Here is a 13,300-nt window from a genome sequence, read left to right on the forward strand (position 1 = left end):
GAGAAATAAGAAAATTAGATCACAGTTAGATTCTGCTCATGTTGAGGATGGTGATGAACAAGCAGAGGAGACATAGTTAAAATAATAATTTGAAATGATGACACTACAAAAATAAACCGTTTATACCCGTTACGAATACAAGTTGTTAAATCGCAGACATAAAAAAACGCAAACAGTCGTTAAACCGTTTGCGTTATTCTTATAACGTCGAGTTACACAGCTACTACGTTAGCAGCTTGTGGGCCTTTTTGGCCTTGCTCAACATCAAAAGAAACTTTCTGGCCTTCAGCAAGAGTCTTGAAACCCTCTGAAGTGATTGAACGGAAATGAACGAACACGTCAGCGCCGCCGTTATCAGGAGTGATAAAACCAAAACCTTTATCTTCGTTAAACCATTTTACTAAACCAGTTGTTTTGTTAGACATGATGTGTCCCTTATATATTAAAATTAATCAATCTGTCGCGAAAATGCGATGCGCTCAAGCTTGAATTATTGAATGTCACGATGAAGCTAAGGGAAACACAGAGGATAACAACGATAACGAAGAGATTCTAAGGCTTTTCTTTTACTTGATGTTCATTAATAACTCTGAATGTCAGAGCAAGGCATATAATACACGAATATCTAAGCTTGTAAATATTTTTATTGAATAAATATAAACAACACCTAAAACCACTTGATTAGCAGCATTGCCACCTGCAACCTTAATCCACTAGATTAGCCACTAGATTAGCCATAGCGCCTGCCATAGCCGTTAACCAAAAACAGATATGAAATTAGCTTCATAATCCAATTAGGCAAGTCATCCAACCCAATTTACAATCTAGGTTTTCGATCCTAACGTGTTGATAATCCGGTTATTGGGCTTATTACTGTATAGTCATTATCTTTCTTTAATGGTTGTACTTTAATGGTTGTACTTTAACGGTTGTACTTTAACGCTATCGGACAAGCCTACACTTTAAAAGCTAAATCAACATAGCAAGTTTATGACTAAGATTTTATCTTTTCTAGAAAATAAGCAACAACAAATAAAACCACAACATATTGATAACATTATGTTTTAAAGATGAAAAAATTACAATTTAATCAGAAAAAAATACCGTTTTACATTATTACTGGCTCATTGAGCGGGTGAAAAAATAAGCCGTTTCGCTTGAGATATCATCACCTACACCTTCCCTCACCAAAAATACTAAACATAAGCTGTTGATATTAAATGTTAAATTTAAATATCGATAATTAACTCTCTGTTACTTTTATAAAGTTGGCATCCGTTTTGTATTTAGTTAGATGTATTTACGTAATTAACTAGGAGTACCTTATGAAAAATACGATTCTTACTTTAGCCGGACTTATTTCGTTAGCCTCTTTTAGTACTTATTCTCACGCTGATGACTTCAAGAAAGACGTAGCAGAAAATGGCGTTTATGTCGGCGCTAATTATGGTTACCTAAAAGTCGATGGCGAAGATGACTTTGACGACGACAATGATGTACTCCAGGGCCTAGTAGGTTATCGCTTCAACAAATACTTAGCTCTAGAAGGTAGCTATATTGATTTTGGTAGTTACGGCAACAACTTATCTAGCGCTGAAACAGATGGTTATACCGCTGGTCTAAAAGTGACATTGCCAATTGCTGAGCGAATAGAGTTGTATGCCAAAGGTGGTCAGTTATGGTACTCAACAGATTATGACGTGGTCGGGTTTTCTGGCAATAAAGATGATGAAGGTGTATTTGCCGGTGCTGGTGTCGCGTTTAAAGTAACAGATCGTTTTTTAATTAATGCGGAGTACACTTGGTATGATGCAGAAATTAACTTAGATAATGTCTCTAACGGTTCCGACACAGAAACAGACTTTAAGCAGGCTAGTATCGGTGTTGAATATCGTTTCTAGTGATTCTAGTGATTAAGTAGAGTGCTTAAATTAACTACTTAATAATAAAATTCAGAAGGGTGTAATGCAAATTGTGTTACACCTTTATTTTATACCTATCATTCTAAGATCCGCATTAAAGCGATTAACCTTCTACCCAAAACAAGTTATATGAGCATCGCTCTTGTGTCTGCGATTTACGTCAATAAAACAATTGATGATTTAGGTTGCTTATCTTTAACTCTGTTTATTCACTGCGATGCAAAATTTACATACTGAGCTTGGGGCTCAAAACAACAAGCGCTGTATTTTTATCGCCACGGAGTATTGCGATCCTGCAGCATAAAAAAGTAAGAATCACACGTTGAAATAATCAAAAATCGACTTTAAAACGAGCCACTCGCGCCTCAGTTAATGTACATTGGGTAAGCTGCATAAGTTCCCCCAAGGTGATACCTGGAGTTTGTTTAATTAAGCGGACAAGTTTTGCATCTAATGGCTCTAACTTATCTGCATGGCCAAGAAGCGCGGTCTCAATCTTTTGAATAAGATAACGAAAATTATCATCATTTTGTGCTTTTAACTGTTCAATAAACGACTGAATATTAACCGCCTCACCGATAACGCCCCAATTCCGAGACCGACGTACACGCTTCAGCTCGCAGTTAAATTGCAGCGCAATGACTTTAGCTTGCTTGGTTTTCTCTCCACCAATTCGATGAATAAGCGATGGAAGTGGGATGGTAATATCTTCAATCATAATATTTTGTGGCAAACCTACTTTGTTGAAATGAGTTCTGGCTAAAACACTTTTATCGGTAAAAACTACTAACTTCAACGTTATCTATAACTTACTAGCATATCTTTAAAAGCAACATAGTAATAAAAATCAGAATTATGTAGTAACCAATCTCTTGTCACGATTGATGACGTTTTAGCGTTCGCATTTTAACGCTATAATGCCACTCGAAATAATCACCTGATATCAATATTAACCGCTTACCAGCGCATTTAGCGCCCTTTCTGTTGAAAGCTAATGTTAAAATATGTTGAATAAAATTAAGTAGAAATACCTCATGAGTCCAGAACGTTTTGCCCGAATAAATCAAATGCTTGATAACCGCCAAGTCGACTTAACGGTTTGCCTTGATAAAGTGCATATGACCAATAATATTGCTGCGGTTCTTCGCTCTGCTGACTGTGTGGGCATACATCAAATTCATGCAGTGTGGCCCGATGATGATATGCGGGTATCGGGTAATACCGCTTCTGGCAGCCAGCAATGGGTTGATACCGTTAAACATTACACTTTTGAAGAAGCTCACCAGGCCTTTAAAAAACAGAAAATGCAGATATTAACCACTACGTTTTCGGACTCTGCGGTTGATTTTCGTGAGATTGATTATACTCAACCCACTGCCATTGTAATGGGTAATGAGCGTGACGGCGTCAGCGCAGAAGCCATTGCTGCAGCAGACCAACATATCATTATTCCCATGCGTGGCATGGTGCAATCGCTTAACGTGTCGGTTGCCGCAGCACTAGTGATGTATGAAGCTCAGCGCCAGCGCGAAGTAGCCAAGATGTACGGCACACGTAGACTGGATCACAGCTACTGCCAGACTATGTTATTTGAACAAGGTCATCCGGTTTATGCCAAAGCGTGTCGCCGCAAACAGATCCCCTACCCAGCCATTGATGATCAAGGCCAAATTGTAGCTGACAAAGAGTGGTGGGATAGAATGCGCGCACCAAATCCACAAACCTTGGTGGATTGATGCATCAACTCAGTACATCTACTAATAACTAAGAACTAATAATTGAGGCCAGTATTTGGCCTCAATTATTCTGCACCACTGTTTGATAAGTATTCTGAACGACTTGATAGAGCTTTGAGCCATTTGAAATAACCGCTGAGTTATAAGAAAACTACGAGGCTTATCAACCTGCCATCTACACTCCCTTGCCTACCATCAAATGATTGAACACTTACAGCTTACTGTCAGCATATTTCATCAAGTTGATGTATGAATCAACATAATAAGCATCCCGGTTATTGGCTAAAAACGTTAATAATTCAGCGTGTGCCTCAGATGACACCGATAAATAATCTCCTCCAACCCCATGAAATATTACGTTTACCAGTAAAGTATCTGCGGGAATATGGCGAATATAATCGATAAGCTCTTTGCCACTTTGGCCTTCTGGATATAATATCAGTGAAAATCGAGAATCTTTCCCTTGCCCTTTCACCGCAGTAAATAACTCATTGAGCTGACTCAGGTATTGTTGGTGACTCAACACATCAGCGCCAATTACCATATCGCCACAAGGCACCGTATAAGTCCGTTCCGATTGACCATCAATGGCCTTTAAAAAAGTATTGGCTACTTTTAGCTCTTCAATCATCTGCGCCACGCTGTAATGATCAAGATCATGATGCGCCTCTACCCAATCTTTGTTCGGCAAAGAGGCTCGACAAGGATGATAAACACTGTGATTGCCAAGCTCATGGCCACGGTTAGCAGCTGCACGCCATTCATCTAACCGGACATTCATAACCGGAGAGTTTACTACCACATAAAAAGACGCCTTGAAATTATGTTTATCCAGCGCGGGTATCACATTATCTAACTGACTATTAAGCGCATCATCATAAGACAGACTAACGGCTAACTTGCTCCCGCCTGGCCAAGTGAACGTATCACCTAGTGTGTTAACCGTACTTGGCGTTTTTGCATAGCTTGATAATGAAAGTAGTAGTGCAGCAAAAAAACAAATTGGTTTAATCATAATAATCTAGTGTCCATAAAGTCACTTGAACTAATTCCTTGTCATTAATCCACATGCGCTTAATCTACATCAGCATGGTTGAGTGTTATGTAATCAAAAGCTCAATCGTCTATTGGACTTGGCCGACGCCATGCATATTAGTCGCTAGTGTTAATCCTATAGGCAATTGCTTTTATACGGTAGCCGTTTTTTATACAGTATTGAAAGCTATCGTTTATTCAACGTCTCAGGCAACTTCAGCTCAATTGGTGCAGATTCAATGATTGTATAATACTCATAAACTATTTAGGATCAGCACATCTGACTCGCAAACAAGAATTCACTTAATGACCACTGAGCTTTATTTTATCTACGACTCACATTGCCCTTGGAGCTATGCCACCACACCGTTGGTGAATGCATTGCAGCAAGCCTATCCCGAAATGAATGTACATTTACTGCATAGCGCACATTACATTGGCAAAGACAGTGCTGGCGAAGAGCAAATGGAAGCGGCTGCAAAAATGAGTGGACTGAAATTTGGCCGCGATCATATTCGTTACGTAAACAGTCCTAAAAGCTCAATCAAAACCGCAAACTTTATGGCCTGGTTGCAGGGCAAACAAGCTGACAAGCAATTAGATGTGCTCAATGCGCTACAAAGAGCCCATTTCATTGAAGGCAACCCGCTTAGCAACAAGCACGACTTTAATGACATTGTAGAAAAATTTAAGCTGTCACCATCAAATAAAGTGTTTAAAGATGAGCTCAGTATGGACGCAGAATACGTACTGGAAGGCATAGAAGAGATACAACAAGTCATTGGTACGACCGGCTTTCCCGTTTTAGTCATGACCGTTAATGATAACGCTATTTTTATCGATCACTCACAATACCTGAGCAGCCCTCATGCTGTGGTTGTGGCGGTTGAAAAAGAGATAGCAGCGATTAAACTCGCTAAAACTGAAGCATAACGATAACTCGTCACTCGCCAAATACATCATCGATGTGAATGCGCCAGCAGTAAGATCAAAAAAACCACGGCTAATGACCGTGGTTTTTAGTTAACCGCCTCTCTCAACCGTAATGGTTAAGCAATGCTTTGAACTTGAGATGCGAGTAACCAAATGGCTAATGCAAAAAATATTACACCCATAAATTTATGTTGATATGTGCGGAATTTTTCGTTTTTGAGCAAAGATTTACCCAAACTACCCACTAATGCTACCAACAGCAAATTGAACGTCAATCCCATCACATTCAGCAACAAACCTAGCGCCAGCATTTGTTCACCTGAACTAGCACTCAACTGAGTAGACACAAACTGAGGCAAAAATAACACAAAAAAGATCAACGCTTTAGGATTCAGTAAATTGCTCAGTACCGCACGACGATAGAGTAATTTTGCAACATTACCTTGTTGGGTAATCTCGGGCGCGTCGCTTGTACCACTGCGCATACAATCCCAACCCATTTTCAATAAATACGCCCCGCCCAATACCCGTAATAGCTCTAACGCCATTGGATTCATTGCCACAAGTGCAGAAACACCCATAGCAGCAAGCAAGGTTAACACCAGTCCAGAGGTGGCATTACCAAAACAGGCATATACACCCACTTTGCGGCCATAACTCAAGCTGGAACTGGCGATCAACAGCATGTCAGGTCCAGGAATTAATAATAACGCGACCACAGTGGTTAAATATAAAGGAAGCAAAGCCAGATCAATCATCATAAATACACAAACAACAACTATTAAGACGGGAAAATAAGGCGCGGATTCTACAGCTATTCAACATGAATGAAAGTCATGTTGGCCTTCATGCCATGTTTAAGCACTGCGAGCATTGGCAGAGATTGTTTACGATTAGGTACTTGACGGGAAAATGAGTTAATGACTGTAACGCAAATGGATAACACCGCTACAAACAACAAAGGCCAGCCCATTCGGCTAGCCTTTCGTTTTAACAATAAATAACAGGTAATCAGTCTTACTTATAGAACGCTTCAACCTTGCCTTTTACTGTCATCGTAAGCGGTTGGCCACGACGATCTAATGCTTTGTGCGAGGCGACTTTTACCCAACCTTCACTGATGCAATATTCTTCAACATCAGCACGCTCTTTGCCATTAAACAAAATGCCAATCTCGTGTTCGAAAATTGCAGCCACATGATGTGGGCTACGTGGATTAACGCTAAGGCGATCTGGTAAAGCGGGTTTAGCAGTAGTGTCGTTCATTGTCGTATGCTGTAGTTAATAAAACGTGCGCTATTGTAGGCAATACCGGCCTGATGCTCAATAGCGGCTGTCATAAATGTGAGTCGCACCGAAAAGATACTGTCAGCCAGGGAAGAAGTACTAATAATAAACGCTAAGCATCAGTGTTAGGCTGAGTGTTAAGTTAAGTGTCTGTATTTAAAATCCCGTATGATATTTTCAATGCATTTTAATTGCATATGATTTTTAATTGCATATCGGTAGCGTTAGTTTACATTTAGCGTAGTGAGCAAAAGAGTATTGACTGCCACGGGTTTAATCAAAGGGATAATGGGCAAGGGATGATGACGCAAAAACGATCAACTATATGGCATTGGTTTTTAGACGGCAAGATTGCCCCCGCTAACCTTAAAGCCGCAATGTTAGAGGTCTATCCCCATCCAAACGCAAAAAATTGGCAATTATTAATCGCCAATATCTTACTGTATCTCGGAGTGTTGTTATTTGGCGCTGGGGTGATTTTTTTCATGGCCTTCAACTGGGATGCGCTATCACACCTCAATAAATTTGCCATAGTCGAAACCATATTTGCGTTGTTTATTGGCGGATTCTATCTCACTAACCGCGCGCAAAAAAAGCAATATTTACAGCAAAAATCCCAACATGATCAATATCATTTGCAAGCTCAACACAACCAACAGACTTATGGCTGGAGCTTAGCCAATGCAATGTTACTCGGGGCCAGTATTATGCTCGGGGCATTGCTGGCGTTAGTTGGGCAAACCTATCAAACTGGCGCCGATCCATGGCAACTATTCGCCATTTGGGCAGTATTAATTTTACCTTTTGCTTACATCGCAGGTTTTGATCTGTTGTGGTTACTGGTAGTGGTATTACTCAACGTCAGCCTAGGGTTATATCTTCAATCCTTTGCTTCTGTATTTAGTTTTCTACTCGAAGACATTCAACAAATTGCTATTTTTGGCTTAGTTAACTTAGCCATTCACCTACTATTTACCCTTGCGAAAAGCTGTCAGTGGCGCGGACAATTACGCTTTAACTGCCCCATGGTAGAAGCAACCAGTTTACTGGCTAGTCTGAGTGCATTTACCTGGCTAATAGTGTGGATCATTTTTGACTTCAGCTATGACTTCGACTCGAGCGAACATATTACCTATTATGCGCTGCTTTACCTCGCCATCCTGACTAGCTTATTTGTTTGGTATCGTTATCGTTCGCCCGCTTTGTATCCGCTCACACTGGTGTTAACCAGCATAAGTACCGCGATTGTTTCGCTACTTTCAAAGGAGCTATTTGATAGCCACGACACCATTGGAGGCTTTTTTCTGATAGCGATGGTGGTCATAGGCTTAACCAGTGGCAGTTTATATTGGTTAAAAAAATTACAAACAGAGTTTGCTCAAACGGCAATGCTTAACAGTGAGGAAGCCGCTCATGAGTAACATTAAATCATACAACGCATTATGGCTGTCACTGCAAAATAAAGGCTGGGTAAATACTGATACCGCACCAGAATCCTTGTTAGCCAGCCCTTGGTATATCATTGCTGCACAAATGCTTGGTGGTTGGGTTGCTGCGCTATTTTTATTAGCGTTTGTGATGCTGGGGCTGTCATCTGCGAGTGATATAACCGAATCGTTTATCGGCTTTGGTGGCGTACTGAGTCTAGGATGCTTAGCGTATTACCGACTGGGTGAGAATCGCCAAGAATTTATTCTACAAATGGTATTTGCGTTTAGTTTATGTGGACAAACAATGCTGCTTTTTGGCACCTTCGAAAGCCTAGAATCGAGCAACGAAACACTCATCGCAGTCATTTATGTGGTCACGTTTGTCATACACTGGATAGCCATACCCCACAAAACCAACCAATTTGTCGCGGCATTAGCCATGGTTCCCAGCTTATTAGCCATCTTAGTGATTAACCATTTATCGCTACTCCTATTGCCATTATTGGTGCTGAGTTTAGTGGTTATATGGACTCAGCTTTACCGATGGCCACAACATTATCAACGTATCAGAATGCTAGGTTACGCCGTTGCTATCAGTTTACTACTCGCCAATTTAATGTTGTCAGAAATTAGCGACACCATTGAACTGCCAAACGTACTCATGGCATTAAGCTCTAGCCTCAGTGACTACTTAGCTATCATAATCAGCCTATTATCTGCGCTATGGCTGATTAATCACATTTTTAACCAGCTCCATTCTAATGCCAATAGCGATGCTAATACTGATAGCAATACCGATAGCAATGCCAATAGCAATGCCAATAGCAATCAATTTGTTACAGTGCGTCCTCGCAACAAGTTGATGGTGATTCTTGCAGCAATATTAATCGGCCTACTTTCTATCGTCATGAGCGGATTAAGCGCCGCACTACTAATGCTACTGCTAGGCTATTTTTATAACGAGCGTAAATTAGTCATCATTTCGGTATGCGCCCTGCTCGCCTTTATCGGCATGTATTATTACTCACTCCACATCGACTTGTTTGATAAATCACTGTGGTTAATGGCCAGCGGCATAGTGCTACTACTGCTCAGATTTGCCATGAGCATAAATACCAACAAGACAGCTGAAGCAGAAATGACAATGAATACCGCGACAACGGCACACAATAAGGAGCAACCATAATGCAATTAAATACTATGGCGGCGCTCAACTCACGCCAACTCAGTAAGCGGTCGCTTTGGGCTATTATCGCGGCAGTATTGATACTTGCTGGTATTAACTACAAGATTTATCAACAAGAACACTTGTTGGCTAATGGCGAAATCATCCTGTTTGAACTGGCTCCCGTCGACCCTCGCTCGTTAATGCAAGGTGATTACATGGCGTTAAATTACGATATCGCGAGAACAGTTAGCCGGTCAGTCGATGAACTATCAAACACGTCAAATAACCATGATGGCTTTTTTATTGTCACACTCGACCAAAATCGTATTGCCCAATTTGACAGTATCTACAACGGTGCCACGCTAACACCAGCACAGCGACTGATCCAGTACCGCGTTCGTGACGGCAGAGTCAAACTGGCCAGCAACGCTTTTTTCTTTCAAGAAGGCCGAGCTGAAGAGTTTGAACACGCAAGATATGGCGAGTTTAGAGTTAACCAGGCAGGACAATTGTTACTCAGTAACATGATAGACAAAGATTTTAAGCGAATTTAAATAAACAAATGTCATTCATAACTTGTGCACAATCGCTAAAGTAAACTGTTCGATTGTGGGCGGTATAATGCTTATAAATGACTAATCAACCAAAGGGTTCGTTAGTTCATTATTCATAGTATTCACAATAACGTGTTAACTGAATCACGACTTCGTTAAAGCATTGTTCTAAGTCACTCACGTGCTCAGCGGTAACGCTGCCCTTTGCAGCCAGTGTTTCAACTTGCTGACAAATATCGGCTAACGTTAATGCCGAAACAGATTTTGATGACGATTTTAAGCCATGGGCTTGAAACGATAAATCGGCGTAGTTTGCGCTAGCCGCATAAGCACTGATTAACTTAACTTGCTCACCTGCCGTTTGTAAAAAGGCATTAAACACCATGCAATGTACCGTGGGATCATCACCTAACATTGCATTTAACAATGCTATATCTAATTGATCGAATGAATCAGTCTCAACCTCTGACACTTTATTACCGTCAATATGAGCATTAACCATGGTTGTTGAGTGCTCCATTAAAAGCGATTTAAGCTTAGCCAACTCAACCGGTTTAGTTAAAAAACCATTCATACCGGCATCGTAACAAGCATCTATATTGTCTTTAATAATGTTCGCTGTAATCGCAACAATGGCTAAATCTTTAAAGCGGTTATCTGCTCGAATCCTTTTCGCCAGGCCTAAACCATCTAAAATTGGCATTTGAATATCGGTTAACAGTATATCAAAACGTTTATCTTGCAGACTTTGCCAGGCTTGCTCGCCATTACTCACAAACGTTGAATGTACCCCAAGCAAGGTTAATTGTTGCTTTAACACTAGCTGATTAGTCACTTGATCTTCAGCAACCAGTACTTCTAATATAGGAAAAGTCTCTGCTGAAACGAGTTGTTCGTTGATGTCAGCTATATCAGATTGAGTTGTAAAGTCTGTTTTAGCCAGTATGTCAGTTTTAGTGGATACATCGGCTTGCTTAAAAGCATTAAAAATTAAACTAAAACATGAACCCTTGTTTAGTTCACTTTGTACTCTTATCTCGCCTTGCATTCGCTCAACTAACTCTCGGGTAATAACCAATCCAATACCCGTGCCATTAATGTTGCTGGTTTCGGCACCTAAGCGATCAAATGGCTTAAACAACCGCGAAACATCATCAGCAGCAAAGCCATAACCGGTATCTGCTACGCTAATTGTGCATTGGTTATTGCTCGATACGCTGCAGCTAATAAAAATATCGCCATGGGGTTTATTATATTTAATGGCATTAGAGAGTAAATTTAACATTACCTGTTTAAAGCGGCGCTCATCGACATAAAAGCACAGCCCTTCGAGTTCATTAAATCCCTCGATATGAATCGTCATCGACTGTGCATTGATAAGTTCACTTACAAACTCAACTGAATCCTCAACAACATGCTTGATTGGCACATAATCAAAACTGAACTGCATGTTACCTGACTCAATCGCCGTTAAATCAAGCACATCATTTATTAATAACAGTAAATGTTCACCAGCCCGATATATGCCCTTGGCATTGTCTTTTTGGACTTTATTAGCAAGATCATCATATTCATATAACTGTGCTAAGCCTAAAATTGCATTTAATGGCGTACGCAATTCGTGGCTCATGCTGGCCATAAAATCTGACTTTGCTTTACTTGCCGACTCTGCCTGTATTCGCAGGGAGTTTAATTTTTGATGATTACTCGAGACCTCGGTTGCCATGTGATTAAACGCATTAATGACACTGCCCACTTCGTTATTTTGGTGCTTATCGACATGGCAATCAAAATCACCTTTTGCCAGCCGTGCAAATGCAAATTCCAATGAGCGCAATGGTTTGGTTATTCTATAATCGACCAACCAAGCTAGCGCCATAAAAAATAAAACTAAAATCATAAATTGAATGTATATCAGCGTGTAATGCAGCTTTGATGATTCATTAATTTCATTGGTAAAGTTAACCACTAGCGTAATGCTTGCTAATGGTTTTTCTAAAAACATAATTTGTTGGCTAAGCAGCATGTCACCGCTTTGGGTTGCCCCGTTCCACACATCAAGCGGATACAATTGGTTACCGGTTGCCGTATCAACTATTTTAATGGCCTTCCAATTAGGCTGAATGTCTAATTGGTTATCTATTTGCTCGTAAAGCTCAGCGTATTGGCGGGTAAGCAAAGGCGTTGTGACAGAGGTTGAGAGTTGTTGTAATGATCGCTGTGCCGTTTTAGACAATCCATCATTAACCCAACGGGCTTGCTCTGGTAGCGCATAAAAAATAAATAAACAGGCAAGTAAAAAACCAAACGCCATTACGGCAATAAAACTCTGTGCCCGTAAACTACGCCAGCCATTAATTTTCAACATAAAATGAACGTAACCCCCATTGAGTTAATTGCTGATATTCAGCTAAAGTCGCAATACTGGGTTTAATAATGGGAATACCTGCAAGCAAGTGCTTGTGCTCTTCGCTTTGGCCTATATCTAAAATAGCTTGTTGCACTTTTTGCTGAATGGCAGGATCAACTCTTGGATGAGCCACAATAGGATGACGGCTTATTTTACGGGTTTTATAAATAATTTTAAGCTTGTCTTGTAGGTTTTGCGGTTGCTGTTTTAACGTGCCTAACACGCCACCGCCAGCCTTAGTAGAGTTTAATGCCACATTTAAATAAACCGAAGAGTGGGTTTGCACATAAACCGGCTTTATTGTTAGCCCATACAACTGCGCTAAATCAGCACGCATTAATAATGACGCGCCCAATGCATTAGGCGCCGGAAAAGCAATTTCGGCACCTTCTAACTGGCTAACATCGTCTATGCCGCTATTTTTATTCACCACTAACACACCTTGCAGTTGGCGCCCTGCATCTTTTATTAACGGCAAATAACCTTGTTTTTCGTTAGCGATGACACTGTGCCAAGGGTTCATGTAAGCAAAATCATACTCGCCATTAGCAAAGGCTTGTTCAAATACAGGTATAGACTCAACAGTGACTAACTTAATCGTCACCCCCGTCTGTTCACTGACCTGATCAAGTAAAGGCTGCCAAATTGCATTCAACTTTTGCGGCTCGTATTGCGGCACAACCCCAAACGTATACTCCTGGGCCAATAACCACGAGCTTTGAATTAAACATAATATTGCCACTACATACTTCATTAGCGCTCCAGAAAATAGCGTGTCATTTTTACTAGCTTAGTTAAATACTGCTCAAGTCACCATAAAAATAT

Annotated in this window: 14 protein-coding genes; 6 read left to right on the plus strand and 8 right to left on the minus strand. The window is 40.5% G+C overall.

Annotation, left to right across the window (positions count from 1 at the left end; genetic code table 11):
* Nucleotides 1-212 precede the first annotated feature (212 nt).
* Nucleotides 213-425 (minus strand): cold-shock protein, encoded by a 213-nt coding sequence (locus tag CXF88_RS06005; RefSeq protein ID WP_011636218.1) that lies wholly within the window; start codon nucleotides 423-425, stop codon nucleotides 213-215.
* A gap of 900 nt (nucleotides 426-1,325) precedes the next feature.
* On the opposite strand from CXF88_RS06005, the gene CXF88_RS06010 reads away from it, so the two are divergent.
* A complete protein-coding gene (locus tag CXF88_RS06010; protein ID WP_011636217.1) occupies nucleotides 1,326-1,901 on the plus strand; it encodes a porin family protein in 576 nt (191 codons plus the stop codon).
* 352 nt (nucleotides 1,902-2,253) lie between these two features.
* Here the strand turns inward: CXF88_RS06010 and CXF88_RS06015 are convergent, their stop codons facing one another.
* Nucleotides 2,254-2,640 (minus strand): ribosome recycling factor family protein, encoded by a 387-nt coding sequence (locus CXF88_RS06015; RefSeq protein ID WP_101086310.1) that lies wholly within the window; start codon nucleotides 2,638-2,640, stop codon nucleotides 2,254-2,256.
* Nucleotides 2,641-2,956: 316 nt separating this feature from the next.
* Between CXF88_RS06015 and trmH the strand changes: the two genes are divergently transcribed.
* Nucleotides 2,957-3,658 carry a tRNA (guanosine(18)-2'-O)-methyltransferase TrmH gene (trmH, locus tag CXF88_RS06020; protein WP_101086009.1) on the plus strand — a complete coding sequence of 234 codons (702 nt, stop codon included), beginning with the start codon at nucleotides 2,957-2,959 and terminating at the stop codon, nucleotides 3,656-3,658.
* A gap of 211 nt (nucleotides 3,659-3,869) precedes the next feature.
* On the opposite strand, the gene CXF88_RS06025 is transcribed toward trmH, so the two are convergent.
* On the minus strand, nucleotides 3,870-4,673 hold the full coding sequence (locus CXF88_RS06025; RefSeq protein WP_101086010.1) for a polysaccharide deacetylase family protein: 804 nt from the start codon (nucleotides 4,671-4,673) through the stop codon (nucleotides 3,870-3,872).
* 326 nt (nucleotides 4,674-4,999) lie between these two features.
* On the opposite strand from CXF88_RS06025, the gene CXF88_RS06030 reads away from it, so the two are divergent.
* Nucleotides 5,000-5,626, plus strand: a complete 627-nt coding sequence (locus CXF88_RS06030) for a protein-disulfide isomerase (RefSeq protein ID WP_101086011.1) — start codon at nucleotides 5,000-5,002, stop codon at nucleotides 5,624-5,626.
* A gap of 116 nt (nucleotides 5,627-5,742) precedes the next feature.
* On the opposite strand, the gene CXF88_RS06035 is transcribed toward CXF88_RS06030, so the two are convergent.
* Genes CXF88_RS06035 through CXF88_RS06040 form a run of 3 tightly spaced genes read right to left on the minus strand, consistent with a single transcriptional unit; the run spans nucleotide 5,743 to nucleotide 6,892 of the window.
* Nucleotides 5,743-6,387: a LysE family translocator gene (locus CXF88_RS06035; RefSeq protein WP_101086012.1), complete on the minus strand. Its 645-nt coding sequence runs from the start codon at nucleotides 6,385-6,387 to the stop codon at nucleotides 5,743-5,745.
* 53 nt (nucleotides 6,388-6,440) lie between these two features.
* Nucleotides 6,441-6,599: a hypothetical protein gene (locus tag CXF88_RS21900; RefSeq protein WP_157822777.1), complete on the minus strand. Its 159-nt coding sequence runs from the start codon at nucleotides 6,597-6,599 to the stop codon at nucleotides 6,441-6,443.
* Between the two features lie 44 nt (nucleotides 6,600-6,643).
* The gene (locus tag CXF88_RS06040; RefSeq protein WP_011638562.1) at nucleotides 6,644-6,892 is read right to left on the minus strand and encodes a DUF3297 family protein; all 249 of its coding nucleotides are present in this window, start codon (nucleotides 6,890-6,892) and stop codon (nucleotides 6,644-6,646) included.
* 320 nt (nucleotides 6,893-7,212) lie between these two features.
* Here CXF88_RS06040 and CXF88_RS06045 point away from each other — a divergent pair, with 320 nt between their 5' ends.
* From CXF88_RS06045 to CXF88_RS06055, 3 genes are read left to right on the plus strand one after another with little or no spacing between them, the layout of a single operon-like run.
* Nucleotides 7,213-8,334, plus strand: a complete 1,122-nt coding sequence (locus CXF88_RS06045; RefSeq protein WP_101086013.1) for a DUF2157 domain-containing protein — start codon at nucleotides 7,213-7,215, stop codon at nucleotides 8,332-8,334.
* Complete coding sequence (locus CXF88_RS06050; protein WP_101086014.1) at nucleotides 8,327-9,529, plus strand: DUF4401 domain-containing protein; 1,203 nt, start codon at nucleotides 8,327-8,329, stop codon at nucleotides 9,527-9,529. Before CXF88_RS06045 ends, CXF88_RS06050 begins: the two co-directional genes overlap by 8 nt.
* Nucleotides 9,529-10,065, plus strand: coding sequence for a GDYXXLXY domain-containing protein (locus CXF88_RS06055; protein WP_242445103.1), 537 nt, complete (start codon nucleotides 9,529-9,531; stop codon nucleotides 10,063-10,065). Before CXF88_RS06050 ends, CXF88_RS06055 begins: the two co-directional genes overlap by 1 nt.
* Before the next feature lie 109 nt (nucleotides 10,066-10,174).
* Here the strand turns inward: CXF88_RS06055 and CXF88_RS06060 are convergent, their stop codons facing one another.
* Nucleotides 10,175-12,433 (minus strand): ATP-binding protein, encoded by a 2,259-nt coding sequence (locus CXF88_RS06060; protein WP_101086015.1) that lies wholly within the window; start codon nucleotides 12,431-12,433, stop codon nucleotides 10,175-10,177.
* On the minus strand, nucleotides 12,420-13,229 hold the full coding sequence (locus CXF88_RS06065) for a phosphate/phosphite/phosphonate ABC transporter substrate-binding protein (RefSeq protein ID WP_101086016.1): 810 nt from the start codon (nucleotides 13,227-13,229) through the stop codon (nucleotides 12,420-12,422). Before CXF88_RS06065 ends, CXF88_RS06060 begins: the two co-directional genes overlap by 14 nt.
* Between the last annotated feature and the right edge of the window lie 71 nt (nucleotides 13,230-13,300).

This window comes from Shewanella sp. ALD9 (assembly GCF_002836315.1).
In the GTDB taxonomy this organism is placed as follows: Bacteria; Pseudomonadota; Gammaproteobacteria; order Enterobacterales; family Shewanellaceae; genus Shewanella.

What these genes read in the sequence shown, in the direction of transcription:
- CXF88_RS06055 (WP_242445103.1), top strand. Translation starts at nt 9,529, where the DNA reads ATGCAATTAAATACTATGGCGGCGCTCAACTCACGCCAACTCAGTAAG.
- CXF88_RS06030 (WP_101086011.1), top strand. Translation starts at nt 5,000, where the DNA reads ATGACCACTGAGCTTTATTTTATCTACGACTCACATTGCCCTTGGAGC.
- CXF88_RS06050 (WP_101086014.1), top strand. Translation starts at nt 8,327, where the DNA reads ATGAGTAACATTAAATCATACAACGCATTATGGCTGTCACTGCAAAAT.
- CXF88_RS06010 (WP_011636217.1), top strand. Translation starts at nt 1,326, where the DNA reads ATGAAAAATACGATTCTTACTTTAGCCGGACTTATTTCGTTAGCCTCT.
- CXF88_RS06065 (WP_101086016.1), bottom strand. Translation starts at nt 13,229, where the DNA reads ATGAAGTATGTAGTGGCAATATTATGTTTAATTCAAAGCTCGTGGTTA.
- CXF88_RS21900 (WP_157822777.1), bottom strand. Translation starts at nt 6,599, where the DNA reads ATGGGCTGGCCTTTGTTGTTTGTAGCGGTGTTATCCATTTGCGTTACA.
- CXF88_RS06040 (WP_011638562.1), bottom strand. Translation starts at nt 6,892, where the DNA reads ATGAACGACACTACTGCTAAACCCGCTTTACCAGATCGCCTTAGCGTT.
- CXF88_RS06015 (WP_101086310.1), bottom strand. Translation starts at nt 2,640, where the DNA reads ATGATTGAAGATATTACCATCCCACTTCCATCGCTTATTCATCGAATT.
- CXF88_RS06025 (WP_101086010.1), bottom strand. Translation starts at nt 4,673, where the DNA reads ATGATTAAACCAATTTGTTTTTTTGCTGCACTACTACTTTCATTATCA.
- CXF88_RS06045 (WP_101086013.1), top strand. Translation starts at nt 7,213, where the DNA reads ATGATGACGCAAAAACGATCAACTATATGGCATTGGTTTTTAGACGGC.
- CXF88_RS06060 (WP_101086015.1), bottom strand. Translation starts at nt 12,433, where the DNA reads ATGTTGAAAATTAATGGCTGGCGTAGTTTACGGGCACAGAGTTTTATT.
- CXF88_RS06035 (WP_101086012.1), bottom strand. Translation starts at nt 6,387, where the DNA reads ATGATGATTGATCTGGCTTTGCTTCCTTTATATTTAACCACTGTGGTC.
- trmH (WP_101086009.1), top strand. Translation starts at nt 2,957, where the DNA reads ATGAGTCCAGAACGTTTTGCCCGAATAAATCAAATGCTTGATAACCGC.
- CXF88_RS06005 (WP_011636218.1), bottom strand. Translation starts at nt 425, where the DNA reads ATGTCTAACAAAACAACTGGTTTAGTAAAATGGTTTAACGAAGATAAA.